We start from the raw sequence: 23,241 nt of genomic DNA, 5'->3' as shown, positions 1-23,241 counted from the left end.
CCACGGATCGCCGTCGCCCGCGGTGGTCATGGACGACGCCGCGGGCATCGCCGACGCGTCGCGCACCTCGCCGAACTCGGCCACCGGCGCATCGCCCATGTCGCCGGTCCCGACCACCTGCTGCACTCGCGCCGCCGCCGCGCGGCGTTCCTCGGCTCGTGCGCCGACGCGGGACTCGAGCCCGGCCCGGTCGTGGCCACCGACTTCAGCGCAGGCCAGGGCGCGCGGGCGATGGAGCAGCTGCTCGACCTCGCCGAGCCGCCCACCGCCGTCGTCTACGCGAACGACCCGATGGCCATCGCCGGCCTCGGCGTCGCGCACACCCGGGGGCTCCGGCTGCCCGACGACCTCTCGATCACCGGATTCGACGACTCCGAGATCGCCGCCCACGTCTACCCGTCGCTGACCTCCGCCCGCACGCGCCCCGCGCGCTGGGGAGAGGCGGCGGCCCGCACGCTCCTCGATCTCATCGAGACCGGGAGCGCCCCCGACGTCGACCTCGAGCCCGCCGGGCTCGTCGTGCGCCACTCGACCGCTCCGCCGCGGCCGACCCACTGAGAGGCGCGCGCACCGCCGCGCGCGCCGAGCACAGGACAAGGAGAACACCATGAGCAGCTCGACGACGAGACGATGGCTCACCGGGATCGGCATCGCCTCACTGGCGACGATCGGCCTCACCGCCTGCAGTGGAGGCGGTGGAGGAGCGTCCACCGACCTCACCGCCACCGGCCCGATCACGATCTGGTACTCGAACAACGAGCAGGAGGTCGCCTGGGGCGAGGCGATGGTCGAGGCCTGGAACGCCGACAACCCGGACCAGGAGATCACCGGCCAGGAGATCCCGGCCGGCAAGAGCAGCGAGGAGGTCATCGGAGCCGCGATCACCGCCGGCAACGCGCCGTGCCTCGTCTTCAACACCGCTCCCAGCGCCGTCGGCCAGTTCGAGAAGCAGGGCGGCCTCGTCGACCTGTCGGAGTTCGAGGACGGCGACGACCACATCGAGACCCGCAGCGGCGACCTCGCCGAGCAGTACCAGAACGCCGACGGCGACTACTTCCAGATGCCGTGGAAGAGCAATCCGGTCGTCATCTTCTACAACAAGGACCTCTTCGCGCAGGCCGGTCTCGACCCCGAGAACCCGTCGCTGGCGACCTACGACGAGTTCGTCGCCACGTCGAAGACGCTCGTCGAGTCCGGAGCCGCGCCCGCCGCGATCCAGCCCGCACCCACCAGCGAGTTCTTCCAGACCCAGTTCGACTTCATGCCGCTGTACGCCGCGGCCACCGGAGGGACGGGCCTGGTCGAGGACGGCGAGGCCACCTTCGCGAGCGAGGAGGGCTACGAGGTCGCCGAGTTCTGGAAGGGCCTCTACGACCAGGGCCTCGCCGGTCGCGAGCAGTACCAGGGCGACGCGTTCGCCGACGGTCAGGCCGCCATGTCGATCGTGGGCCCCTGGGCCGTCTCGGTCTACGAGGACCTGAACTGGGGCTCCGTCTCGGTGCCCACCCCCGACGGCACCGCGCCCGAGGACACCTGGACGTTCAGCGACGCGAAGAACGTCGGCCTCTACTCCGCCTGCGAGAACAAGGGCACCGCGTGGGAGGTGCTGAAGTTCGCGACCAGCGAGGAGCAGGACCGCTCGCTCCTCGAGACCACCGGCCAGATGCCGCTGCGCACCGACCTGCAGACCACCTACGCCGACTACTTCGAGGCCAACCCCGCCTACCAGCGCTTCGGCGACCAGGCGAGCCGCACCATCGAGGTGCCGTCGGGACCGAACACGGTGCAGATGCTGCAGGCGATCCGCGACGCGTGGGGCAAGACCGTGATCTTCGGCGAGGGCGACGTGCAGTCGGCTCTCGACGGAGCGGCCGAGACCGTCACCGGGCTCGCCGGCCAGCAGTGAGCCGGCCGTGACCACGCTCACCCCGAAGGCTCCGGCGTCCACGGGCGCCGGAGCCCCGGGCCCGCGCGCGAAGCGGAGCCTGCTCCGCCGCGTGCTCGGACCCCAGCCGCTCGGACTGCTGTTCGGCGGCCCGTACCTGATCTTCGTGCTCGCGGTGTTCGCGTTCCCGGTCGGGTACTCGGTCTACATCGCGTTCCACGACTTCTTCTTCGCGGCGCCCGGCGTGCAGGTCGACCGGCCGTTCGTCGGGCTCGAGAACTTCGTCACCGCGTTCTCGAATCCGCAGGTCATCCGCTCGTTCGGCAACATCGGGATCTTCCTGGTCATCAACGTGCCGCTCACGGTGGTCCTGGCGCTGCTGCTCGCCTCGGCACTGGACAAGGTCGTGCACCTGCGCACGTTCCTCCGGGTGTCGTTCTACGTGCCCTACGTGACGGCGAGCGTCGCGATCGTCGCGGTGTGGCTGTTCCTGTTCAACGGGAACGGGCTGGTCAACAGCCTGCTCGGCCCGCTGGCGCCGGATCCGTCGTGGCTGATCAACGAGAACCTGGCCATGCCGGTCATCGCGATCTTCGTCACGTGGAAGCAGCTCGGGTTCTACATCCTGCTGTACCTGGCGGCGCTGCAGAACGTGCCGAAGGAGCTGTACGAGTCGGCGTCGACCGACGGAGCCGGCCGCGTGCGCCAGTTCTTCTCGGTCACCGTGCCGAGCGTGCGGCCCGCGACTCTGCTGGTGCTGCTCGTCTCGACGGTCACCGGAGCGAACCTCTTCACCGAGCCGTACCTCCTGACCGGCGGCGGCGGGCCCAACGGCGCCTCCGCCTCCCCGGTGCTGCTGATGTACCAGCTGGGCCTCCAGCAGGGGCAGCCCGACGTGGCGTCGGCCATCGGAGTCGTCCTCGTCATCGGCGTCCTGATCATCGCCTACCTGCAGAACCGCTTCGCCGGGGAGAGGAACTCATGAGCGCGCAGGTCAGCGCGGGAGGAGCGGCCTCGGCCGTGCCCGCCGTCACTCCGATCAGGACGCGCCGACGCCCCGTGGGCATGAGCCGCTCGGCGGTCGTGCTGCGGGGCGTGGTCCTCGGGCTGGGCGCGATCGTGTTCCTGTTCCCCTTCTACTACATGGTCGTCGGCTCGCTGCAGACCGACCCCGACCCGACCCTCGCCGGAGCGGTCCCCGACCCGGCGAACCTCACGCTCGACAACTACGTCAACGTGAACGAGCGGATCAGCCTGCTCACCGGCCTGGTCAACTCCGGGATCTTCACGGGCGGCGTGCTGCTGTGCACCGTGGTGCTCGGGGTGCTGGCCGGGTACGCGCTCGCGATGCTGCAGTGGCGCGGACGCAACGCCGTGTTCGCGCTCGCGCTGCTCGTGCAGGTCATCCCGTTCCAGCTGCTGCAGATCCCGCTCTACGTGCTGATCGCCCGCGACTACGGTCTCGCCGACAGCCACGTGGGCATGATCCTGCCGTTCGCGATCAACTCGACGGCGGTGATCATCTTCCGCCAGTACTTCCTGCAGCTGCCCAAGGAGCTGTTCGAAGCGGCCCGGATCGACGGCGCCGGCGAGCTGAAGCTGCTCTGGAACGTCGCCCTCCCGCTGGTGCGTCCCGCGCTCGTCACGGCGGTCCTCCTCACCTTCATCGGCCCCTGGAACGAGTTCCTCTGGCCCTTCCTCATCACCAAGGACGCGTCGCTGCAGCCGCTCGCCGTGTCGTTGGCCAACTACATCTCGAACGTCGCGTCGTCGACCGACAACCCGTTCGGGGCGATCCTGGCGGGCGCCGTCGTGCTCGCCGCCCCCGTCGTCGTGCTGTTCATCGTGTTCCAGCGCTACTTCGTCTCGACCGATCTCGGATCCGGAGTGAAAGGCTGACCATGACTCCCACCCTCACCACCGTCCCCTACCGTCTCGAGCGCGTCGGCATCGTGATGGAGCCCCTGCCGGGCGACGACCTCGAGGCCGAGGGCGTGCTGAACCCCGGCAGCGGACGCGGCCCGGGCGGCGAGCTGTACCTGCTGCCCCGCATGGTCGCGACCGGCAACGTGTCGCGCGTGGGCCTCGCCCGGGTGCTCGTCGAGGACGGCGTGCCCGTCGGCGTCGAGCGCGAGGGCGTCGTGCTGGCACCCGACCGCGGGTTCGAGCGGGGCGCGGCGAACTCCGGAGTGGAGGATCCGCGCGTCACGTTCATCGAGGCGCTCGGGCTCCACGTGATGACGTACGTGGCGTACGGTCCGCTCGGCCCGCGGACGGCGCTCGCCGTGTCGGAGGACCTGCGCGAGTGGCGCCGGCTCGGCCCGGTGACCTTCGCCTACGACGACGCGCTCGACATCGACCTGGGGCTCTTCCACAACAAGGACACCGTGTTCTTCCCCGAGATCGTGACGGCGCCCGACGGCACGCGCGCCTTCGCGGTGCTGCACCGGCCCATGTGGGACCTCGGCGAGACGAAGCCGGGGGAGGGCGTGCGCCTGCCGGCCGGCGTCGAGGACCCGCGGCAGAGCATCTGGATCAGCTACGTGCCGGTCGCTGAGGTCGACCGCGACCTCGCGAACCTCACCCGGTGGACGCGGCACCGGTTCCTCGCGGGGCCCGAGTTCCCCTTCGAGGAGCTGAAGATCGGAGGCGGCCCGGCGCCGCTCCGGGTGCCCGAGGGCTGGCTGCTGATCCACCACGGGGTCACCGGAGTGATCGACAGCGCGTTCGCGCAGCAGCAGAAGGTGAACTACGCGGCCGGAGCGATCCTCCTCGACGGCGACGACCCGTCGCGCGTGATCGCGCGCACGGCCGGGCCACTGCTCGCCCCCGAGACGGAGGAGGAGCGCTCGGGCATCGTGCCGAACGTCGTCTTCCCGACCGCGATCGAGGAGATCGACGGGCAGCACTTCGTCTTCTACGGCATGGCCGACTCGAAGATCGGCGCGGCCCGGCTCGTGCGGACGGACGGGTGAGGGGAGCGGAGCCCGCGCCCCTTGCTGATCGAGTAGCCCGCTCGCGGGCGTATCGAGATCGACCACTTCTGGAGTAGATGGGTCTCGATACGCCCCTGCGGGGCTACTCGACCAGCGAGCGGTCCGCTGCTCGCGCCGCAGTCCCCCTCCCTTGCTGATCGAGTAGCCCGCGGAGCGGGCGTCTCGAGACCCCCCACGATCAGAAGCCCATCCACACCCACCCATCGGAGAGTTCAATGACGAACGCCAGAACACGCACGGCGGCCGCCCTGGCCGCCACCGCCCTCGTCGCCGGGGGTCTCACCCTCGCGCGGCCCCCGCGCACGCGGCGGACCCCCTCGCGAACACCGCGCACCTCGACTTCCTCCTCGACACCGCCACTCCGACTCCGGAGCCCGGCCACACCACGTACCGCCTCGCCGAGGAGCCCGAGCTGGTGATGCCGTGGACCTACGCGGACGCCCGCGACGGCGGCACGTTCGAGCGCGTCGGCGGCGGCCCGCTCGATGCGGCGACAGGCGACTGGGGGCAGGGCGCCTACAACACCGACGACATCTCGCGCGCCGCGGTCGCCTACCTCCGCCACTGGCAGCAGACCGGATCGACGGCCAGCCGCGAGAACGCCTACGAGACCCTGCGCGCACTCGCCTACTTCCAGACCACCGACGGCGACGACGCCGGCAACGTGGTGCTCTGGATGCAGCCCGACGGCGAGCTGAACCCCAGCGCCGAGCCGATCGAGCTGCCGGACCCGAGCGACTCCGAGGACAGCTACTGGCTCGCCCGCACCCTCTGGGCGCTCGGCGAGGGCTACGCGGCGTTCGAGGACGACGACCCCGAGTTCGCCGCGTTCCTGCAGGAGCGCCTCCGCCTCGGTGTCTCCGCGGTCGACCGCGAGGTGCTGACGCGCTACGGCCGGTACGCGACGGCCGACGGCGTCCGGGTGCCCGCCTGGCTGATCGTCGACGGCGCCGATGCGACGGCCGAGGCGCTGCTGGGCCTCTCGGCGTACGTCGAGGCCGTGCCCGAGGACTCCGCGGTGCGCGCCAGCACCGCGAAGCTCGCCGAGGGCGTGGCGGCGCTCGCGCGCACGACGACGGAGGGGGACACCACGTCGTGGCCGTACGGCGCGATCCTGCCGTGGGCGAAGTCGCGCTCGCTCTGGCACTCCTGGGCGTCGCAGATGCCCGCGGCGCTCGCCGAGTCCTCCGTCGCACTGGGCGACGCCTCGCTCCTCGAGCCCGCCGTCGTCGAGGGCTCCCGCTTCGCGCCGGAGCTGCTGACCTCGGGCGGCCCCGACAACGGCCGCTACCCGAGCCCGACCGAGACGGTGCAGATCGCCTACGGAGCGGATTCGCGGCTGCAGAATTCGCTCGCCCTCGCCGACGCGACCGGGTCGAGCGCCTTCACCGACCTCGCCGGTGTGCAGGGCGCCTGGTTCTTCGGGCTCAACCGCAGCGGCACCGCGGTCTACGACCCCGCGACGGGCATCACCTTCGACGGAGTCCAGGCCGACGGCAGCGTCAACCGCAACAGCGGCGCCGAGAGCACGATCCACGGGCTGCTGGCGATGATCGCGCTCGACGACCGGCCCGAGCTGGCCGATCGCGCGCGCTCGGTCGCGACCCAGGTGAGCCGCGAGGGCCTCGAGGTCGTCGAGGCCGAGACGGCGCAGGGCGGCACGGTCGTCACTCCGGAGTCGAGCTGGACCGGCGAGTCCTCGTGGAGCGGCTCGTACCTGTCGCTGACGAACTGGCGCCGCTCGGCGACGATCGGCATCGGCTCCTCGACGCAGGAGCGCGTGATCGAGCCGGTGATCGAGCGCGTCGAGAAGGCGACGGCGACGACTCCGCTCAGCGCGTGGTCGACCGGGACGCGACCGCTGGACCTGCTGAAGAGCACTGTCGGCGCGCGCGGGATCACCGAGGCGTCGGGTGCGCTGCTGCCGCAGAAGCTGCGGCGCACGGTGCCCGCGGACGCCACGACGGTCGAGGTGCGCGGAGTGACCGGTGAGACGAAGCTCGACGCGCTGCTGGTGCGACCGGTCGTCTCGCGGCTCGTGCTCGAGGGCGACGGCGGTCGCACCGAGCTGGTGCGCAACTCCACCACGTCGACGCGCTCGGCGACCCTCGAGGGCTCGGGCACCCTGCGCGTGTACTCGGCTGACGGGGTGCTCGTAAGCGAGCAGGCCGCAGCCGGTGCGGTCACGGTGCCGGTGCCCGCCGAGGGCTTCGCGGTGCTGATCGGCTGACGCCGCGCCGTTCGTGACGGATCGGTGGGCGCACGTGCGTCGATCCGTCACGATCGGCCGGGTGGCCCCGTCGATCCGTCACGAACGGCCGCTCCGATCGGTTCGCGGCGGCCGTCCGTGACGGATCGACAGACTCCGGGGTGGCGGAGCATCGCGTCCGTGGTCATCGCCGACGTGAAGCATCCGGATCAGGATGTCGACAGGGCGGAGGCTCCCTCAGCCGGTCCCGCGCGTCCGACCCTGGTGTGGAGCATGATCCGAGGGTGACGACGGCGGAGAAGCCGGTGCTCCTCCTCCCGCCTCGCCCAGCCGCGCAGACCGGCACGGCCGCAGCACCCCGGCCGGGAGCACCGGGCGCGCACGATCGTCGGCGAAGGCCGCTCCTCGCCGAGCCTCTGCGTGCCGCCGTGGTCGGTCCCCTCGCATGGACGGATGCCCACTCCTCTTCGGCTCGAGAACAGCGTCCAGAGCATTTTGAGAGCGCTCTCTCGAAACTCTTGACCTCTCCGCGGAAGTGTTCGTACACTCGCCCTACACCTCGTGAGAGCGCTCTCACGGACGCAGCACAGCCGCGTGAGAGCGCTCTACGGGATGCCCTCACCAACTCACGAAGGAGTGACCGTGCTCGCATCACGACGCGCCAGGATCGCCGCAGCGATCTCCGGCGCCGCAACCCTCGCCCTCGTCGTCACCGGATGCTCGTCATCCGGATCCGACGCCGCCGAGGGCGAGAACATCGAACTGACCGTCACCACGTTCAACGCGATGGGGTTCGACGACCTCTACGCGGAGTACGAGGAGGCGAACCCCGGGATCACCATCGTCCCGAACAACATCGACACCGGCGGCAACGCCCGCACCGACGCCTTCACCAAGCTCGCCGCGGGCTCCGGCCTCGCCGACGTCCTCGCGATCGAGGAGGGCTGGCTCGGCCAGATCATGGAGGTCTCGGACCAGTTCGTGGACCTCCGCGACCACGGCATCGAGGACCGCAAGGCCGACTGGGTCGACTGGAAGTACGAGCAGGCGACCGACCCCGACGGCCGCGTCATCGGCTACGGCACCGACATCGGCCCCGAGGGCCTCTGCTACAGCACGGCCGCCTTCGAGGCCGCCGGCCTGCCCACCGAGCGCGAGGCCGTCGCCGAGCTGCTCGGCGGCGCGGACGCGACCTGGGACGACTACTTCGCCGCGGGGAAGCAGTACACCGAGAAGACCGGCAAGGCCTGGTTCGACCACTCCGGATTCGTCTGGAACGCCATGGTCAACCAGCTTCCCGAGGGCTACTACACGGCCGACGGCGAGCTGAACATCGAGGGCAACCCCGAGCTCGAGGAGCGCTGGGCCCAGCTGACCGACGCCGCCGGATCCGGTCTCTCGGCCGGCCAGAAGGCCTGGGACTGGAACAAGGGCAAGTCGTTCACCGACCAGACCTTCGCCACCTTCGTCTGCCCCGCGTGGATGTTCGGCACCCTCAAGGGCGGCGTGGAGGCCGGAGGCGGCGACCCCGCGAGCACCGGCTGGGACTTCGCCGACGTGTTCCCGGGCGGTGCGGCCAACTGGGGCGGCTCCTTCCTCTCGGTCCCGACCCAGTCGGAGCACCCCGCTGAGGCCGCCGCTCTCGCCTCGTGGCTGAGCGAGCCCGAGCAGCAGATCACGGCGTTCGAAGCGGCCGGTCCCTTCCCGAGCACCGTCGCCGCTCAGGAGGAGCTCGCCTCCGCCGCCGAGCCGGACCCGGCGCTCAACGGCTCGCCCACCGGTGCGATCCTCGCCAAGCGCGCCGAAGGGGTCGTCGCCCAGTACAAGGGACCGGACGACTCGCTCATCCAGGAGAACGTCTTCGGCCCCGTGCTGCAGAAGGTCGACCGCGGCGAGCTCGACGGTGACGCCGCCTGGGCCGAAGCGCTGACGCTCCTCGGCGAGCTCGTCGACTGACGCGCCTCTCCCACCCCTCCCTCCCGACAGGCTCCCACCCGGCGGCACCGTTCCGCCGGGTGGGGGCCCCTCTCCTCGAGGAAAGCGATCGCGCCATGACGAGCACACTGACCCCGCCGGCGACGGCGACCCCGCCGAGGGGCGAGCGGCCCACCGCCCGCGTCCCCCTGACCTTCCGCCAGCGGCTCGGCCGCTTCGACGTGAAGGCCTCCCCGTACCTCTACATCTCGCCGTTCTTCCTGCTCTTCGCGATCACCGGCGCGTTCCCCCTCGTCTACACGCTCGTCGTGTCGCTCTTCGACTGGGAGCTGCTGCAGGGCCAGGGCGACTTCGTCGGCCTCGCCAACTTCGCGGCCGTGCTCGGCGACCGGTTCTTCTGGAACTCGATCGTGAACACCGTCAGCATCTTCCTGCTGTCCACGATCCCCCAGCTGCTCGTCGCGCTCGTCCTGGCGGCCGCCCTGGATCAGTCGCTGCGCGCCAGAACGTTCTGGCGGATGAGCGTGCTGCTGCCCTACATCGTGTCCCCGGTCGCGTGGCGCTCATCTTCTCGAGCGTGTTCAGCGAGCAGGACGGCCTCGCGAACAACCTGCTCGGCCTGATCGGCGTCCCCCAGATCGACTGGATCAACGACCGCCTCGCCAGCCACGTCGCCATCGCCTCGATGGTGAACTGGCGCTGGACCGGCTACAACGCCTGATCCTCCTGGCCGCGATGCAGGCCGTGCCGCGCGATCTGCACGAGTCGGCCGCGATCGACGGCGCCGGCGCGTTCCGCCGCTTCGTCTCGATCACGATCCCGAACATCCGCCCGACCCTGATCTTCGTGATCATCACGGCGACCATCGGCGGCCTCCAGATCTTCGCCGAGCCGCGCCTGTTCGACGTCTCGAACGCGGGCGGCATCGGCGGCTCCGACCGCCAGTTCCAGACCACCGTGCTCTACCTGTGGGAGATGGCGTTCTTCCGCGGCAACTTCGGCGAGGCGGCTGCGATCGCGTGGCTGCTGTTCCTCCTGATCGTGCTGATCGGGCTGGTGAACTTCGCGGTCTCGCGGAGGATCGCCTCGGTCGAGAACCGCGTGCTCGGCAAGCGGGCGCAGAAGAAGGCCGCGGCCGTGCTCGCCTCGTCGGCCGACCGCGCCGACGACGCCGACCGCGCCGACGAGATCGCCGCGACCGACCCCCTCCTGTCCTCCACCGGCCTCGGCCAGAAAGCGAGCGAGCGATGACCGCCCCCGCCCCCGCCCGATCAGCCGCGTTCCCGGTCCGCCGCCCCGTCGAGGGGGACGCCTCCGCGACGGAGCCGCGCCGCCGCAGGAAGGGCGCCGGCCGGGTCGACCGCCCCGGCTTCCTCGTCTACGGACTACTCAGCGCGTTCATCCTGGGCTCGACCTACCCGCTGTGGTGGTCGTTCGTCGTCGCGAGCGGCACCAACGCCACGCGCAGCGAGACGCTGCCGATGGTGCCGGGCGGCAACTTCCTCGCCAATGCGGCCAAGGTCTTCGACGCCCTGCCGTTCTGGACGGCGCTGATGAACAGCATCATCGTCTCGGGCGTCATCACCGTCTCGGTCGTGACCTTCTCGACGCTGGCCGGCTACGCCTTCGCGAAGCTGAAGTTCCGCGGCCGCGACGGGCTGATGATCACGGTCGTCGCGACCATGGCGATCCCGACGCAGCTGGGCATCATCCCGCTGTTCATCCTGATGCGCGAGCTGGGCTGGACCGGCGAGCTCGGCGCGGTCATCGTGCCGACCCTCGTCACCGCGTTCGGCGTGTTCTTCATGCGCCAGTACCTGATCGACGTGATCCCGGACGAGCTGATCGAGGCGGCCCGGATGGACGGGGCGAACCAGTTCCGCACGTTCCTGACCGTCGCGGTGCCCGCGGCCCGACCGGCCATGGCGATCCTGGCGCTGTTCACGTTCATGATGGCGTGGACCGACTTCCTCTGGCCGCTGATCGTGCTCAGCCCCACGAATCCCACGCTGCAGACGGCGCTCGCGCAGCTGCAGTCGGGCTACTACATCGACTACTCGATCGTGCTCACCGGAGCGGTCATGTCGATCGTGCCGCTGCTCGTGCTCTTCGTGCTCGCCGGACGCCAGCTCATCGCCGGCATCATGAGCGGCGCGGTCAAGGGCTGATCCGTGCGGTGCGGTGTCGCGGCTCCACTACCCTCGGATCACTGATCCGAGAGGCCCGTTATGAGTCACGACACCGCCTCGGCCGCGCCGACGCTCGAAGAGGTCGCCGCTCGCGCGGGCGTCTCGCGCTCCACGGTCAGCCGCGTGGTCAACAACTCGCCCCGGGTGAAGGACGACGCGGCCCAGGCCGTGCGCAAGGCGATCGAGGAGCTCGGCTACGTGCCGAACCGCGCCGCCCGCTCGCTCGCGAGCCGCAAGACCGAGGTCATCGCCCTCGTGGTGCCGGAGTCGACCGCGAAGGTGTTCTCGGATCCGTTCTTCGCGTCGGTGGTGCAGGGGGCGGCGCTGCGGCTCGCCGACACCGAGTACACGCTCAACATCGTCATCGCGTCGGAGGCGGCGCCCGAGAAGACCCGCCGCTACCTCCTCGGCGGCAACGTCGACGGGGCGCTCGTCGTCTCGCACCACAGCGGCGACCACTCCTACGCCCGGCTCGGCACGAGCCTCCCGGTGGTGTTCGGCGGTCGGCCGCTCAGCGCCGAGGAGCAGGGCAGCTACTTCGTCGACGTCGACAACATCGCGTCGGCCCGCGAGATCACCGAGCACCTCCTCGGCCTGGGCCGCCGCGAGCCCGCGATGATCGCGAGCCGCCAGGACATGCCGGCCGCCGTCGACCGGCTGCTCGGCTGGCGCGACGCGGTCCGCGAGGCCGGGCTCGACGACTCCCGCGTCGAGATCGGCGACTACTCGCCGGCCGACGGAGCCGCGGCGATGCACCGCCTGCTCGACTCCGGCCGCCCGATCGACGCGGTCTTCGCCTCCAACGACCAGATGGCGGCGGGCGCACTCGCCGCGCTGCGCGAGCGCGGCCTGTCGGTGCCGGGCGACGTCGCCCTCGCGGGCTTCGACGGCGACTACTTCGCGCAGGCCGCCGATCCGCCCATCACCACGATGCGCCAGCCCTCGACCGAGCTCGGCTCGGCGATGGCGGAGGTGCTGGTGCGGCTTCTCGCCGGCGAGACGGTCGAGCGCGTGACGATCATGCCGACGGAGCTGCTGGTGCGCGGCTCGACGGTCGCGCGGGGCTGAGGTCCCCTCTTCGCTGATCGAGTAGCCGCGCAGCGGCGTATCGAGATCCGCGTGTCCGGTGGTGGAGGGTCTCGATACGCGCCTGCGGCGCTACTCGACCAGCAAGGGCCGCGCCTGCGGCGCTACTCGACCAGCAGGGAGGCCGCGAGTGGTCACTGAACGGTGCCTGCCGGCCTCGCAGGCCCCGTTCCGGGTCGACTCGGCGTGATTTGGCGTGACGAGTGGTCGCGAGCCGGGCCCTGGCTGGGGCGCCGCGCCCGGTTCGCGCCCACTTGCTGATCGAGTAGCCGCGCAGCGGCGTATCGAGATCCCCGTGTCCCGGGAGTCGTGGGTCTCGATACGCGCCTGCGGCGCTACTCGACCAGCAAAGGGGGGCGCCTGTGGCGCTACTCGACCAGCAGGGCGGTCACTCCACGAGCGTGTACACGCTCGACGGCCGCCCCGTGGAGTAGCGCAGCGTCCGCGCCGCGCGGCCCGACGCCACCAGGTGCTCCAGGTAGCGCCGCGCACTCACCCGGGAGATGCCGACCGCGACGCTGACCTCGGTGGCCGATGCGTCCGCATCCGGTCGCAGCGCGCCCAGCACCGAGGCGAGCGTCTCGGTGCTCAGCCCCTTCGGCAGCGCCTGCGCCCGCGATCCGGAGGTGAAGAGCACGTCGATCTCGTCCTGGTGCAGCCCCGCGGCCCCCTCGAACAGCCGGCGGTCGTGCGCCACCTCGTCGAGCCGGTTCCGCAGCGCCGTCGCACTGAACGGCTTCACCAGGTAGTGGTGGACGCCTGCCGCCCGCGCCGCGCGCACGCTCTCCACGTCGCGCACCGCTGTCACCGCGATGAAGTCGGGCTGCGGCCCCGCCGTCGCCCGCACCGCCCGCAGCACGTCCAGCCCCGAGAAGCCCGGCAGGTGGAAGTCGAGCAGCACCACGTCCGGCTGGTGTGCCTGGATCGCGGCGACCGCGGACGGTCCGTCGCCCGCCACCTCCCGCACCTCGAACCCGGGGTGCGCGGCGACGAAGCGCTCGTGCAGGGCGGCGATGGCAGAGTCGTCGTCGACGATGACGACCGAGAGCGGGGCGGTCATCGCACCACCTGCGCAACGGCGACGGGCGGCAGGTGCAGGCGCGCGGTGAGGCGCGCCCCTCCCCACTCCGACGCCCCCGCCGAGACCCTGCCGCGGTTGCGCTGAGCGATCCGGCGCACGAGCGCGAGCCCGATGCCGCGGCCGTGGACGCGCACTCCCGCATCCCGGCCGCCCTTGGACGACACGCCCTCCTCGAAGACCCGCTCGCGCTGCTCCGGCGGGATGCCGGCTCCGTCGTCGTCGACCTCGATCACGAGGTCGCCGCCGTCGATCGAGAACTGCACGCGCACGCGGTGCCCGGCCGAGCAGGCCTCGAGCGCGTTGTCGACGAGGTTGCCGACGACGGTGACGACGTCGTCGCGCAGGGTCGAGGGCAGCCGACCGGCGAGGGCCTCGGCCTCGGGAGTCGCCGACACGGCGAGGTCGATCCGCAGCTCGCGGGCGTGGGCGCTCTTGACCATGAGCAGCGCCGTGAGCTCCGCGTCCTCCATCAGCATCTCGGGCGCGATCGCCCCGCCGACTCCGAGCGGGCCGCCGCTGCCGAGCCGCGCGATGAACGCGCGCGCCTCGTCGACGCAGTCCAGCTCGAGCAGCCCCGAGACGACGTGCATGGTGTTCGCGAACTCGTGGGCCTGGGCGCGCAGGCCGGCGGCGAGCGACTGCGCGCCGTCGGTGTCCTGCATCAGCTGGTGCAGCTCGGTGTGGTCGCGGAGCAGGAGGGTCGCGCCGACCGTGCGCTCGCCGCGGTGCGTGCCGGTGCCGCGCGCGATCAGGATCCGCTCGCCCGCGAGGACCAGCCGGCCCTCGCGCTCGCCCGACTCGAGCACCTCGAGGAGCGACGGCTCCAGGACGTCCCGCGCCAGCGGAGGCGGCAGCGTCGGATCCGGCGACCAGCCCAGCAGCGCGGTCGCCGCGTCGTTGACGAGCACGATCCGCCCGCTCGCGTCGACCGTGACCACGCCCTCCGAGAGCCGGTGCAGCATCGTCTCCTGCTGCGTCACGAGCGACGCGATCTCCTCCGGCTCGAGACGGAAGATGCGGCGGCGGATGATCGCGGTGACCCAGGCCGCTCCGAAGATCCCGAGCACCGCGGCGCCCGCCATCGCCCAGAGCAGCCAGCTGAGGTGCCCGAGGAAGTCCTTGCGCAGCGCCGACTCGAGGATCCCGACCGAGGCCGTGCCGATCACCTCGCCGTCGGAGCCGAACACCGGCACCTTCACCCGCCACGACTCCCCGAGGGTCCCCGTCTGCGTGCCGACGAAGGTCTGCCCGGCCAGCGGCACGGACGGATCGGTCGAGACGCGCTCGCCGATCCGCTCGGTGTCGGGGTGCGAGAAGCGCACGCCCGCGCGGTCGGTGACGACCACGTAGGTGACGTCGGACGCCTCCCGGATCACCTCGGCGATCGGCTGGATCACGATCGAGGGGTCCTCGTCGTCGAAGGCCTCGGTGATCGCGGGCAGGTTCGCGACCGAGCGCGCGACTCCGGTCATCCGGTCGAGATAGGAGGAGCGCAGCGAGCGCTCCTGGAGCGATCCGGCGACGAGGCCGGTCACGACGACGGCGACAGCGACGATCAGCGCCTGCAGGAGCAGGAGCTGTACTCGAAGCGACATTGCCCGAACCACCTGCCCATCATGACGCGCCACGGGTGCCGCCACGTCGCTCCGGGACCGGATCGAGACCGACCGGCTGTCGACCAATAGTTACGAAAGCCCGCTCTTAGTTACCGAAGCCGCGGCCGCCGCGTCCCCGTCACTAGGTTCTGACTCGCGCGCCGCAGCGGCGCAGCCCCCCGATCTCGCACTCGGGAGTTCTCAAAGGAGAGAAAGAACCATGCGATCCAAGCCCTTCCTCGTCGTGCTCGCCGCCTCGACCCTCGCCCTCACCGCCTGCTCGTCCGGAGGCACCGCCTCTGAGGAGCCCGCCGCCGCCGGCGCGCCGTCGAGTCGCTCCAGATCATCGTCCCCGCCGACCCGGGCGGCGGCTGGGACCAGACCGGCCGCGCCATGTCGCAGCTGCTGACCGCCGAGGAGCTCGTCGGCTCGGCGCCCGTCACCAACGTGGGCGGCGCGGGCGGCACCGTCGGCCTCGCCTCCCTCGCCAACGAGAAGGACCCGAACACCCTCATGGTCACCGGCCTCGTGATGGTCGGCGCGGTCGAGACCAACGCCGCCGACGTGCGGATGGAGGACACGACTCCGATCGCCCGCCTCACCGAGGAGTCGCTCGTCATCGTGGTGCCGGCCGAGTCCGAGTACGAGACCCTCGAGGACCTCGCCGACGACATCGTCGACAAGGGCCAGGAGGTGACCGTCACCGGCGGCTCCGCGGGCGGCGCCGACCACATCCTCGCGGGCCTGCTCCTCGAGTCGGCCGGCCTCTCGGGCGACGAGATCGCCGAGAAGCTCAACTACATCCCGAACTCGGGCGGTGGCGAGGCCGTCTCGCTGATCCTCGGCAACAACGTCGGCGCCGGCATCTCGGGCGTGGGCGAGTTCCTCGAGCACATCGAGGCCGGCACCATGCGCGCCCTCGCCGTCTCCTCGGCCGAGCCCGTCGAGTCCCTCCCGGACGTCGAGACCATGACCGAGGCCGGCTACGACGTGACCCTCACCAACTGGCGCGGCGTGCTCGCCCCCTCCGACATCACGGAGGAGGAGACCGCGGCCCTCACGGACCTCGTCACCGAGCTGCACGGCACCGAGGCGTGGACCGAGGAGCTCGCGACCCGCGGCTGGACCGACGCGTTCCTCACCGGCGACGAGTTCGGCGACTTCCTCGAGAGCGACATCACCGAGGTCGGCGCGACGCTGAAGAACATCGGGCTGGTCGACTGATGTCGACGTCCGCTCCTCCGGTGGCCCCGGGGACGGATGCGGCCCGCGCGACCGGGGCCGCCTGATCGGCGAGCTGATCTTCGCGGTGCTCGCCGTCGCGCTGGGGATCTTCGTCTTCGTCGGCGCGTTCTCGATCCGCGCCCCCGGCGCCGGCTCGCAGGTCGGGCCGAGGGTCTTCCCGTTCCTGGTCAGCGGCATCCTCACCTTCTCGGCGGTCATGGTGCTGATCGACGTCCTCCGCGGCCGTCTCGGTCCGCAGGAGGAGGGCGAGGACATCGACTCCACGGCGAAGACCGACTGGGTCACCCTCGGCAAGCTCGTCGCCTTCGTCATCGCGCACATCGTCCTCGTCGACCTGATCGGCTGGGCACTCGCCGCGGCCGTGCTCTTCGGCGGAGTGGCCTGGTCGCTGGGCGCGAAGAAGTGGTGGGTCGCGATCCTCGTCGGCCTGGCGCTGGGCCTGGTCGTGCAGATCGTCTTCGGCGGTCTGCTCGGGCTCTCGCTGCCGCTGGGTCCGCTCCTGGGCTGGCTGCAGCCCTTCCTCGACGCGATCGGAGGCTGACGTGGACAACATCTCGGCACTGCTCGAGGGCTTCGCGATCGCCGCGCAGCCCCAGTACCTGATCTTCGCGTTCCTGGGCGTGCTGGTCGGCACGGCCGTCGGCGTGCTGCCCGGCATCGGCCCGGCCATGACGGTGGCTCTGCTGCTGCCCCTGACCTACACGCTCGACCCCACCGCGGCGCTGATCACCTTCGCCGGCATCTACTACGGCGGCATGTACGGCGGCTCGACCACGAGCATCCTGCTGAACACGCCGGGGGAGTCGGCCTCGATCGTCACCGCGCTCGAGGGCAACAAGATGGCGAAGATGGGGCGCGGAGCCGCGGCCCTCGCCACGGCGGCCCTCGGGTCGTTCGTGGCCGGCACCGTCGCCACGGTGCTGCTGACCCTGCTCGCCCCGACCATCGCGGCCTGGGCCGTGAACCTCGCTCCCGCCGACTACGTGGCGCTCATGGTCATCGCGTTCATCACCGTGGGCGCCCTGCTGGGCTCCTCCGTCTGGCGCGGTCTCAGCTCGCTGGGCCTGGGCCTCTTCGTGGGCCTGGTGGGCACCGAGATCCTCTCGGGCCAGCAGCGCTACACGTTCGGACTGCTGCCGCTGGCCGACGGCATCGACGTGGTGCTCGTGGCGGTCGGCCTCTTCGCGGTCGGCGAGACGCTCTACGTGGCGTCGCGGATGCGGCACGGCGGCATCCAGGTGATCCCCGTCACCCGCGGATGGCGCAGCTGGATGACCCGCGACGACTTCAAGCGCTCGTGGAAGCCGTGGCTGCGCGGCACCGCGATCGGCTTCCCGATCGGCACGATCCCGGCCGGCGGCGCGGATGTGGCGACGTTCCTGTCGTACGCGACCGAGCGCAAGCTCTCGAAGCACAAGCACGAGTTCGGCCGCGGAGCGATCGAGGGCGTGGCCGGTCCGGAGTCGGCGAACAACGCGGCGGCGGCGGGCGTGCTCGTGCCGCTGCTGACGCTGGGACTGCCGACGACCGCGACCGCCGCGATCATCCTCTCGGCGTTCCAGAGCTACGGCATCCAGCCGGGACCGCAGCTGTTCACGAACCAGCCGGGACTCGTCTGGGCGCTGATCGCGAGCCTCTACATCGGCAACGTGATGCTGCTGGTGCTGAACCTGCCGCTGGTGGGCATGTGGGTGAAGCTGCTGCAGATCCCGCGTCCGTACCTCTACGCGGGCATCCTGACCTTCGCGGTGCTGGGCGCGTACGCCGTCAACTTCTCGACGGTCGACATCGTGATCCTGCTGGTCGTCGGAGTGGTGGGCTACTTCCTCCGCCGCTTCGGCTACCCGGTCGCGCCGCTGGTGATCGGGCTGATCCTCGGCCCGATGGCGGAGGCGCAGCTGCGCCGGGCGCTGCAGCTCTCGCAGGGAGACCTGACGGCGCTGGTCACCCGTCCGTTCGCGGCCTTCGCGTACCTCGCGCTGATCGTGATCATCGCGCTCGGCCTCTACCTCCGCTCGCGCCAGAGCCGGATGGAGCGGGCGATCGCCGCGGCGACGGTCGTCGACGAGTCGGTGCAGTCGGCGGTCGACACCGCCTACCGCCCGGGCGAGCGCCCGACCGACATCGACACCACGGGCGTGAACCAGGTGACGGGGACGACCGGGATCCGCACGGTCGAGAAGGGCCCCCGCCGCAAGAAGTAGGACCCGCCCCTCCACGAGACGTCCTCGGACCGTCGAGACAGCCCGCAGCAGCGGGACGTCTCGACGGCACGGGGACGTCTCGTCGTCAGTGGGTTCGACGGGGCGGAGGAGATCAGGCCTCGGTGCCGCGTCCTGCCGTCCCGCGACGGGATCGTGCCGGGGAGGAGACTCCCGTGCGGACGCGGTGCCCGGTCGCCGTCGACTCGACCGTGAACTGACCCGTGGCCCGGACCAGCTCGGACAGCTTCGCGTAGCCCCAGTTGCGGGAGTCGAAGTCCGAGCGCCATTTGCGCAGGAGCTGCCCCACGGCCGCGAGGCTCGCCCATCCGTCTTCGGACGATGCGGTGCTGACGCTGTTCCGGAGCCCCTCGATGAGACGCGGATCGTCCTGGGGCGAGGACGGCGCCGGTCGTTCCGGCGCCGGAACGGTGGGTGCGGACTCGCCGGCCATGACCTCGAGGACGTCGAGGTAGGTGAACTGGTCGCAGGCGTTGCGGAAGGACGTCGGCGTCTTGCGCTCGCCGAATCCGTAGACGGTGATCCCCTGCTCCCGGATCCGGGAGGCGAGCCGCGTGAAGTCGCTGTCCGAGGAGACGATGCAGAAGCCCTGGAACCTCCCCGTGTAGAGCAGGTCCATCGCGTCGATGATGAGCGCGCTGTCCGTCGAGTTCTTGCCCTTGGTGTGCGCGAACTGCTGCATGGGCTGGATGACGTGCTCGCTCGCAGCGGTCTTCCAGCTGGTGAGCTGCGTGCTCGTCCAGTCGCCGTAGACCCTCTTCACCGAGGCCGTGCCGAAGCGGGCGACCTCCGCGAGGACGGCCCCGATCCGGGACGGAGGGACGTTGTCGGCATCGACGAGGACGGCGAGCAGATCGCTGGGGGCGTTCATGCTCTGAGCCTGGCAGGTCGACGGCCGTCGACCCGACCCCCGTCCGGCGTCGGCGACGAGGATCGGCGGGGGTGGATCTCGATACGGCCGCTGCGCGGGCTACTCGATCAGCAGGGGGAGGCATCCGGCCTCGGCCCGGTGCGCGAGCTCGGAGCGGATCCTCGCTGGTCGAGCAGCCGCGCAGCGGCGTCTCGAGACCTGCCCCCCCGCCGGGGTCCGGGGCGAACCCTGTCCCGGCCCTGATGCTCCCCTGACGGAGCGCTGACGGGCCGGTCGAGAGAGTGGTTGCACCGATGACCGCTCGATCCGGAAGCCCCGGGTCACGACCTCGAGGACCTCCTCATGACACTCCGCACCCGCACCGCCCTCCCGCTGCTCGCCGTTCCCGCGGCGGCGATCCTCGCCCTCACCGGCTGCACGTCGGGAGCCGTCGCGGCCTCGGCCCCGGTGCTCGCGACGCCGTCCGACTCCGAGGTGCAGGGCCTGTTCGACGAGTGGAACGCCGCGCTCGCGACGGGCGACCCCGAGGCGGTCAACACCTTCTACGCCGAGGACGCCGTCCTCCTCCCCACCGTCTCGCCCGGCGTGCACGACACCCCGGAGGAGCGCCTCGGCTACTTCGACATGTTCCTCGACAACCAGCCGCAGGGCGTGATCACCGAGGGCGTCGTGCGCGATCTCGGCGACGGCACCGTGTCCCACTCCGGGCTCTACACGTTCACGATGGGCGCGAGCGGCGACGTGGTGCCCGCGCGCTTCACCTTCGTCTACGAGCAGGTCGACGGCGAGTGGCTGATCGTCGAGCACCACTCCTCGAAGGAGCCGGCAGCGGCGTGACCGCTCCTCCCCAGGCGGCGGTGGGACCCTCGAGGGTGCTCGTTCTGCTCGTGGAAGACGACCCCTCGATCGCGCAGTCCCTCCGGGAGGGGCTCGAGCGCTTCGGGTTCGAGGTCGACTGGGTGACGACCGGGGCCGAGGCGCTCGCCGCCGACGCCCCGGACGTCGTGCTGCTCGATCTCGGGCTGCCCGACATGGACGGGCTCGACGTCTGCCGCAGCCTGCGTGCCCGCTCCGATCTGCCGATCATCGTGATCACCGCGCGCGGCGACGAGATCGACACCGTGGCGGGGCTGGAGGTCGGCGCCGACGACTACGTCGCGAAGCCGTTCGGGGTGCGCGAGATCGTGGCGCGGATCCGGGCGGTGACGAGGCGTCACGCGGTCCTCGACCGGGAGGCGCCGGCCCGCCCGGTGATCGCGCTCGGGCCGCTCGCGATCGACGTCGCCGCCCGCCGCGTGCACCGCGACGGCGAGGAGCTGGCGCTCGCTCCCAAGGAGTTCGACCTGCTCGTCGCGCTGGCCGGCGCGGTGGGCGCGGTGCTCACCCGCGAATCGCTGATCGACGAGGTGTGGGACAGCCACTGGTTCGGATCCACGCGCACGCTCGACGTGCACGTCTCGACCCTGCGGCAGAAGCTCGCCGGCGCCGCGGTGATCACGACCGTGCGCGGAGTGGGCTTCCGCCTGGAGCGGCCCTGATGCGCCGTCGGCTGATCGCCGCGTGCGTCGTGCTGGTCACTCTCGCCCTGGCCGTCTTCACCGTGCCGGTGGCGCTCGACCTCGACCGGGTGCTGCGCGACGACCAGCGCGAGGTGGCGCTCCGCGAGGCGCGGACCATCGCGGTGCTGCTGTCGACCGCGACGGAGGCCGACGAGGAGACCGCCGAGGGTGCCGAGCTGGCCCTCGTGCGGCTGCGCGCCGAGCTCGAGGCGCAGACCGACGGGCGGGTGGAGCTGCTCTCGCCCGACGGTGCTCCCGCGCTCGGCCGCGCGGTCGCGGGGGCGGACGACTCCGATTTCGCGGCGGCGCTAGCGGGGGAGGAGCGCGTGCGCTCGCGCGAGGACTCGGTGCTCGGCGAGCCGGGCCTCCAGGTGACCGTGCCCGCCACGACCGACGCCGGAGTCGTCGACGCGCCGTGCGGCTGACCCTGCCCACGGCGCCGGTCGACGAGCAGCTGCAGTCGATCTGGCTGTTCCGCGGCGCCGTCGGACTCGCGGTGCTGGGGCTCGCGGTGCTCGCGAGCGCCCTGGTCTCCACCTCGCTGCTGCGCCCCCTCCGCCTGCTCGACGCGATGGCGGGGCGGATGTCGCAGGGCGACTTCGACGCCCGTCTCGACCCCGCGTCGGTCGGGCCCGCCGAGACGCGGCGCCTGGCCGAGACCCTCAACGACGGCGCGCACCGGATCGGCGTGCTGCTCGCCGCCCAGCAGGCGTTCACGGCCGACGCCTCGCACCAGCTCCGCACGCCGCTCACCGCGCTGCGGCTGAGCCTCGACAACCTGCACGACCGCCTCGAGTCGCCCGGCGACCGCGCCGCCGTCGACCGGGCGCTCGCCGAGGCGGGCCGGCTCGGACGCCTCGTCTCGGACCTGCTGGTGCTCGCGCGGAGCCAGGCGCCCACGCGTCCGCGCGAGCCCGTCGACGTCGCGGCGCTGCTGCGGGAGCGGGCGGCGTTCTGGGCCGCGGCGGCCGACGACGCGGGCGCCGAGCTCGTCCTGTCGGCGTCGCGCGGCGCACCGCGGGCGCTCCTCACTCCCGGGCACCTCGAGCAGGCGTCGACAACCTCGTCGACAACGCGCTGCACGCGGGCGCCGGTCGGGTGCTCCTGCGCGTGGCCGAGCGCGGACAGGAGGTGGTCGTCGAGATCGCCGACACGGGTCCGGGGATGAGCGCCGCCGACCGCGCCCGCGCGTTCGACCGCTTCTGGAGTGCCAGCCCCGACGGCTCCGGACTCGGCCTCGCGATCGCGCGGCAGGTCGTCGAGCACGACTCCGGGACGATCGAGCTGCTCGACACCCCGGGCGGCGGGGTGACGGCGCGCATCGCGCTGCGGCGGGCGCTCTGACGACGGGGGCGCGCGGCCCCCTTGCCGGTCGAGCGGCCGCGCAGCGGCGTGTCGAGACCCGCGTCCTCCGAGGTCCGATGGCCGGCGTCAGCCTTCGAGGGGCTCCCACCCGTTCTCGCCGCAGGCGTCCGCGAAGGCGGCCGACGCGGCAGTGAAGCCGGCCTCATCACCGGAGCCGAGTGCCGCCGTCATCGCGGCCGACGCGGTCCGGAGCTCGGCCGGATCGTCGGCCGTCAGCAGCTCGGCGACGGTCTCGGCGATGCGCTCGCGCCGCTCCTCCAGCTGCCCCCCGCTCACCCAGTAGGCGTGCTGGTTGCAGGCGTCGGTCGCGGACGCCGAGAGGCCGGGCGCACAGCCCGCCAGCGCGAGCGCCATCGCGGTCGCCACCCCGGCCTGTGCGCCGAGTCGCCCGGGAAGGCGCGTTCTCGCGGCGCGTCGGCAGCCGTTCCGGGCACCTGAGCGCGGAGCACTCATGCCGGCAGCAGGCCGATGATCACCGACATCACCAGGATCGTCACGAGCTCGTGCGTCACGTTGAGGATCGTGAGCTTCGCGGGGCGGCCCTCGAAGGCGTCGTGGGTGATCATCCGGGCAGCGGTGAAGCCGACGAAGAGGAACAGACCGGTGATCAGGGAGTTCGCGAACCAGCTGCCGCCGTAGAAGGCGTGCGCGATGTCGACGCAGCCGGCCAGGACCAGCGCGGTGACGAGGCTGACGACCAGGGTCACCAGGATCGGCACCACCGCGCTGCGGGTGCGCATGCTCTCGTCGGTGATGCCGGTGAGGCGCATCCAGAGCGTGCCGAAGACCTTCGGGGTGTACCAGACCGAGCCGACGATCATCGTCGAGAGGGTGGCGAGGGCGACGGCCCAGGGATTGATGTCGGGGACCACGGCGGGGCCTTCCTCGAGGGGCGCCGCGGGTTCGGCGTGCCGCTCACCCTAGGGCCGCGGCGCCCGCTCCGGGCGGCGCCTCAGCGCGCGGGCGGCGCCTCAGCGCGAGCGCGGCCCCTCGGCGCGCGGGC

22 protein-coding genes and 1 pseudogene are annotated in these 23,241 nt (G+C 71.7%); 18 read left to right on the top strand and 5 right to left on the bottom strand.

Annotated elements, in window-relative coordinates; translation table 11 throughout:
- The first annotated feature begins 6 nt into the window (after nucleotides 1-6).
- From B0T42_RS20810 to B0T42_RS00065, 10 genes and pseudogenes are all read left to right on the top strand, one after another.
- Nucleotides 7-558 (top strand): LacI family DNA-binding transcriptional regulator, encoded by a 552-nt coding sequence (locus tag B0T42_RS20810; RefSeq protein WP_342418183.1) that lies wholly within the window; start codon nucleotides 7-9, stop codon nucleotides 556-558.
- 49 nt (nucleotides 559-607) lie between these two features.
- Nucleotides 608-1,906: an extracellular solute-binding protein gene (locus B0T42_RS00105; RefSeq protein ID WP_077221440.1), complete on the top strand. Its 1,299-nt coding sequence runs from the start codon at nucleotides 608-610 to the stop codon at nucleotides 1,904-1,906.
- 7 nt (nucleotides 1,907-1,913) lie between these two features.
- Nucleotides 1,914-2,870 (top strand): carbohydrate ABC transporter permease, encoded by a 957-nt coding sequence (locus tag B0T42_RS00100; RefSeq protein WP_077221439.1) that lies wholly within the window; start codon nucleotides 1,914-1,916, stop codon nucleotides 2,868-2,870.
- Between the two features lie 80 nt (nucleotides 2,871-2,950).
- Complete coding sequence (locus B0T42_RS00095) at nucleotides 2,951-3,784, top strand: carbohydrate ABC transporter permease (protein WP_055788634.1); 834 nt, start codon at nucleotides 2,951-2,953, stop codon at nucleotides 3,782-3,784.
- 2 nt (nucleotides 3,785-3,786) lie between these two features.
- Nucleotides 3,787-4,860 carry a glycoside hydrolase family 130 protein gene (locus B0T42_RS00090; RefSeq protein WP_077221438.1) on the top strand — a complete coding sequence of 358 codons (1,074 nt, stop codon included), beginning with the start codon at nucleotides 3,787-3,789 and terminating at the stop codon, nucleotides 4,858-4,860.
- A gap of 439 nt (nucleotides 4,861-5,299) precedes the next feature.
- Entirely contained in the window at nucleotides 5,300-7,111 is a 1,812-nt protein-coding gene (locus tag B0T42_RS00085; protein WP_236720022.1) for a hypothetical protein, read from the top strand.
- Between the two features lie 621 nt (nucleotides 7,112-7,732).
- Nucleotides 7,733-9,046 carry an ABC transporter substrate-binding protein gene (locus tag B0T42_RS00080; protein WP_236720021.1) on the top strand — a complete coding sequence of 438 codons (1,314 nt, stop codon included), beginning with the start codon at nucleotides 7,733-7,735 and terminating at the stop codon, nucleotides 9,044-9,046.
- 95 nt (nucleotides 9,047-9,141) lie between these two features.
- A pseudogene (locus B0T42_RS00075) lies at nucleotides 9,142-10,276 on the top strand (carbohydrate ABC transporter permease).
- Nucleotides 10,273-11,193 carry a carbohydrate ABC transporter permease gene (locus B0T42_RS00070; protein ID WP_077221436.1) on the top strand — a complete coding sequence of 307 codons (921 nt, stop codon included), beginning with the start codon at nucleotides 10,273-10,275 and terminating at the stop codon, nucleotides 11,191-11,193. The pseudogene B0T42_RS00075 and the gene B0T42_RS00070 overlap by 4 nt, the downstream one beginning before the upstream one ends.
- A gap of 60 nt (nucleotides 11,194-11,253) precedes the next feature.
- The gene (locus B0T42_RS00065; RefSeq protein ID WP_077221435.1) at nucleotides 11,254-12,282 is read left to right on the top strand and encodes a LacI family DNA-binding transcriptional regulator; all 1,029 of its coding nucleotides are present in this window, start codon (nucleotides 11,254-11,256) and stop codon (nucleotides 12,280-12,282) included.
- 406 nt (nucleotides 12,283-12,688) lie between these two features.
- On the opposite strand, the gene B0T42_RS00060 is transcribed toward B0T42_RS00065, so the two are convergent.
- Nucleotides 12,689-13,360, bottom strand: a complete 672-nt coding sequence (locus B0T42_RS00060) for a response regulator (protein WP_077221434.1) — start codon at nucleotides 13,358-13,360, stop codon at nucleotides 12,689-12,691.
- Complete coding sequence (locus B0T42_RS00055; protein ID WP_077221433.1) at nucleotides 13,357-14,976, bottom strand: ATP-binding protein; 1,620 nt, start codon at nucleotides 14,974-14,976, stop codon at nucleotides 13,357-13,359. Before B0T42_RS00055 ends, B0T42_RS00060 begins: the two co-directional genes overlap by 4 nt.
- Before the next feature lie 393 nt (nucleotides 14,977-15,369).
- On the opposite strand from B0T42_RS00055, the gene B0T42_RS00050 reads away from it, so the two are divergent.
- The 3 genes from B0T42_RS00050 to B0T42_RS00040 all read left to right on the top strand — a co-directional run bounded on the left by B0T42_RS00050 (nucleotide 15,370) and on the right by B0T42_RS00040 (nucleotide 18,425).
- Nucleotides 15,370-16,200 (top strand): Bug family tripartite tricarboxylate transporter substrate binding protein, encoded by an 831-nt coding sequence (locus B0T42_RS00050; protein ID WP_236720020.1) that lies wholly within the window; start codon nucleotides 15,370-15,372, stop codon nucleotides 16,198-16,200.
- Between the two features lie 85 nt (nucleotides 16,201-16,285).
- The gene (locus B0T42_RS00045) at nucleotides 16,286-16,762 is read left to right on the top strand and encodes a tripartite tricarboxylate transporter TctB family protein (protein WP_236720019.1); all 477 of its coding nucleotides are present in this window, start codon (nucleotides 16,286-16,288) and stop codon (nucleotides 16,760-16,762) included.
- Between the two features lies 1 nt (nucleotide 16,763).
- Entirely contained in the window at nucleotides 16,764-18,425 is a 1,662-nt protein-coding gene (locus B0T42_RS00040) for a tripartite tricarboxylate transporter permease (RefSeq protein ID WP_077221431.1), read from the top strand.
- 112 nt (nucleotides 18,426-18,537) lie between these two features.
- On the opposite strand, the gene B0T42_RS00035 is transcribed toward B0T42_RS00040, so the two are convergent.
- The gene (locus tag B0T42_RS00035; protein ID WP_077221430.1) at nucleotides 18,538-19,314 is read right to left on the bottom strand and encodes an NYN domain-containing protein; all 777 of its coding nucleotides are present in this window, start codon (nucleotides 19,312-19,314) and stop codon (nucleotides 18,538-18,540) included.
- A gap of 342 nt (nucleotides 19,315-19,656) precedes the next feature.
- Here B0T42_RS00035 and B0T42_RS00030 point away from each other — a divergent pair, with 342 nt between their 5' ends.
- The 5 genes from B0T42_RS00030 to B0T42_RS20395 are packed head-to-tail and all read left to right on the top strand — an operon-like array spanning nucleotide 19,657 to nucleotide 22,217.
- A complete protein-coding gene (locus B0T42_RS00030; protein WP_077221429.1) occupies nucleotides 19,657-20,151 on the top strand; it encodes an SgcJ/EcaC family oxidoreductase in 495 nt (164 codons plus the stop codon).
- Nucleotides 20,148-20,852, top strand: coding sequence for a response regulator transcription factor (locus B0T42_RS00025; RefSeq protein ID WP_274703327.1), 705 nt, complete (start codon nucleotides 20,148-20,150; stop codon nucleotides 20,850-20,852). Before B0T42_RS00030 ends, B0T42_RS00025 begins: the two co-directional genes overlap by 4 nt.
- Complete coding sequence (locus B0T42_RS19780; RefSeq protein WP_094742636.1) at nucleotides 20,852-21,298, top strand: hypothetical protein; 447 nt, start codon at nucleotides 20,852-20,854, stop codon at nucleotides 21,296-21,298. The genes B0T42_RS00025 and B0T42_RS19780 overlap by 1 nt, the downstream gene beginning before the upstream one ends.
- Nucleotides 21,289-22,041, top strand: a complete 753-nt coding sequence (locus tag B0T42_RS19775) for a sensor histidine kinase (protein ID WP_094742635.1) — start codon at nucleotides 21,289-21,291, stop codon at nucleotides 22,039-22,041. Before B0T42_RS19780 ends, B0T42_RS19775 begins: the two co-directional genes overlap by 10 nt.
- A complete protein-coding gene (locus B0T42_RS20395) occupies nucleotides 21,972-22,217 on the top strand; it encodes a sensor histidine kinase (protein ID WP_342418178.1) in 246 nt (81 codons plus the stop codon). The genes B0T42_RS19775 and B0T42_RS20395 overlap by 70 nt, the downstream gene beginning before the upstream one ends.
- A gap of 87 nt (nucleotides 22,218-22,304) precedes the next feature.
- Here the strand turns inward: B0T42_RS20395 and B0T42_RS00010 are convergent, their stop codons facing one another.
- Together B0T42_RS00010 and B0T42_RS00005 are read right to left on the bottom strand one after the other, a co-directional pair.
- Nucleotides 22,305-22,592, bottom strand: coding sequence for a hypothetical protein (locus tag B0T42_RS00010; protein ID WP_139344357.1), 288 nt, complete (start codon nucleotides 22,590-22,592; stop codon nucleotides 22,305-22,307).
- A gap of 95 nt (nucleotides 22,593-22,687) precedes the next feature.
- Nucleotides 22,688-23,110, bottom strand: a complete 423-nt coding sequence (locus tag B0T42_RS00005) for a DUF1761 domain-containing protein (RefSeq protein ID WP_055784746.1) — start codon at nucleotides 23,108-23,110, stop codon at nucleotides 22,688-22,690.
- Nucleotides 23,111-23,241: the final 131 nt, after the last annotated feature.

The sequence above is a fragment of the Rathayibacter rhapontici genome (assembly GCF_001995175.1).
In the GTDB taxonomy this organism is placed as follows: Bacteria; Actinomycetota; Actinomycetes; order Actinomycetales; family Microbacteriaceae; genus Rathayibacter.
Note: the sequence above shows the minus strand (reverse complement) of the source record. Positions and strands in the feature narration are given on the sequence as shown.

Excerpts from the sequence above, each read along its gene's own strand:
- B0T42_RS00105 (WP_077221440.1), top strand. The coding sequence starts at position 608 with ATGAGCAGCTCGACGACGAGACGATGGCTCACCGGGATCGGCATCGCC.
- B0T42_RS00095 (WP_055788634.1), top strand. The coding sequence starts at position 2,951 with ATGAGCCGCTCGGCGGTCGTGCTGCGGGGCGTGGTCCTCGGGCTGGGC.
- B0T42_RS00090 (WP_077221438.1), top strand. The coding sequence starts at position 3,787 with ATGACTCCCACCCTCACCACCGTCCCCTACCGTCTCGAGCGCGTCGGC.
- B0T42_RS00085 (WP_236720022.1), top strand. The coding sequence starts at position 5,300 with ATGCCGTGGACCTACGCGGACGCCCGCGACGGCGGCACGTTCGAGCGC.
- B0T42_RS00070 (WP_077221436.1), top strand. The coding sequence starts at position 10,273 with ATGACCGCCCCCGCCCCCGCCCGATCAGCCGCGTTCCCGGTCCGCCGC.
- B0T42_RS00065 (WP_077221435.1), top strand. The coding sequence starts at position 11,254 with ATGAGTCACGACACCGCCTCGGCCGCGCCGACGCTCGAAGAGGTCGCC.
- B0T42_RS00060 (WP_077221434.1), bottom strand. The coding sequence starts at position 13,360 with ATGACCGCCCCGCTCTCGGTCGTCATCGTCGACGACGACTCTGCCATC.
- B0T42_RS00055 (WP_077221433.1), bottom strand. The coding sequence starts at position 14,976 with ATGTCGCTTCGAGTACAGCTCCTGCTCCTGCAGGCGCTGATCGTCGCT.
- B0T42_RS00050 (WP_236720020.1), top strand. The coding sequence starts at position 15,370 with ATGTCGCAGCTGCTGACCGCCGAGGAGCTCGTCGGCTCGGCGCCCGTC.
- B0T42_RS00035 (WP_077221430.1), bottom strand. The coding sequence starts at position 19,314 with ATGAACGCCCCCAGCGATCTGCTCGCCGTCCTCGTCGATGCCGACAAC.
- B0T42_RS00030 (WP_077221429.1), top strand. The coding sequence starts at position 19,657 with ATGACACTCCGCACCCGCACCGCCCTCCCGCTGCTCGCCGTTCCCGCG.
- B0T42_RS19780 (WP_094742636.1), top strand. The coding sequence starts at position 20,852 with ATGCGCCGTCGGCTGATCGCCGCGTGCGTCGTGCTGGTCACTCTCGCC.
- B0T42_RS00010 (WP_139344357.1), bottom strand. The coding sequence starts at position 22,592 with ATGGCGCTCGCGCTGGCGGGCTGTGCGCCCGGCCTCTCGGCGTCCGCG.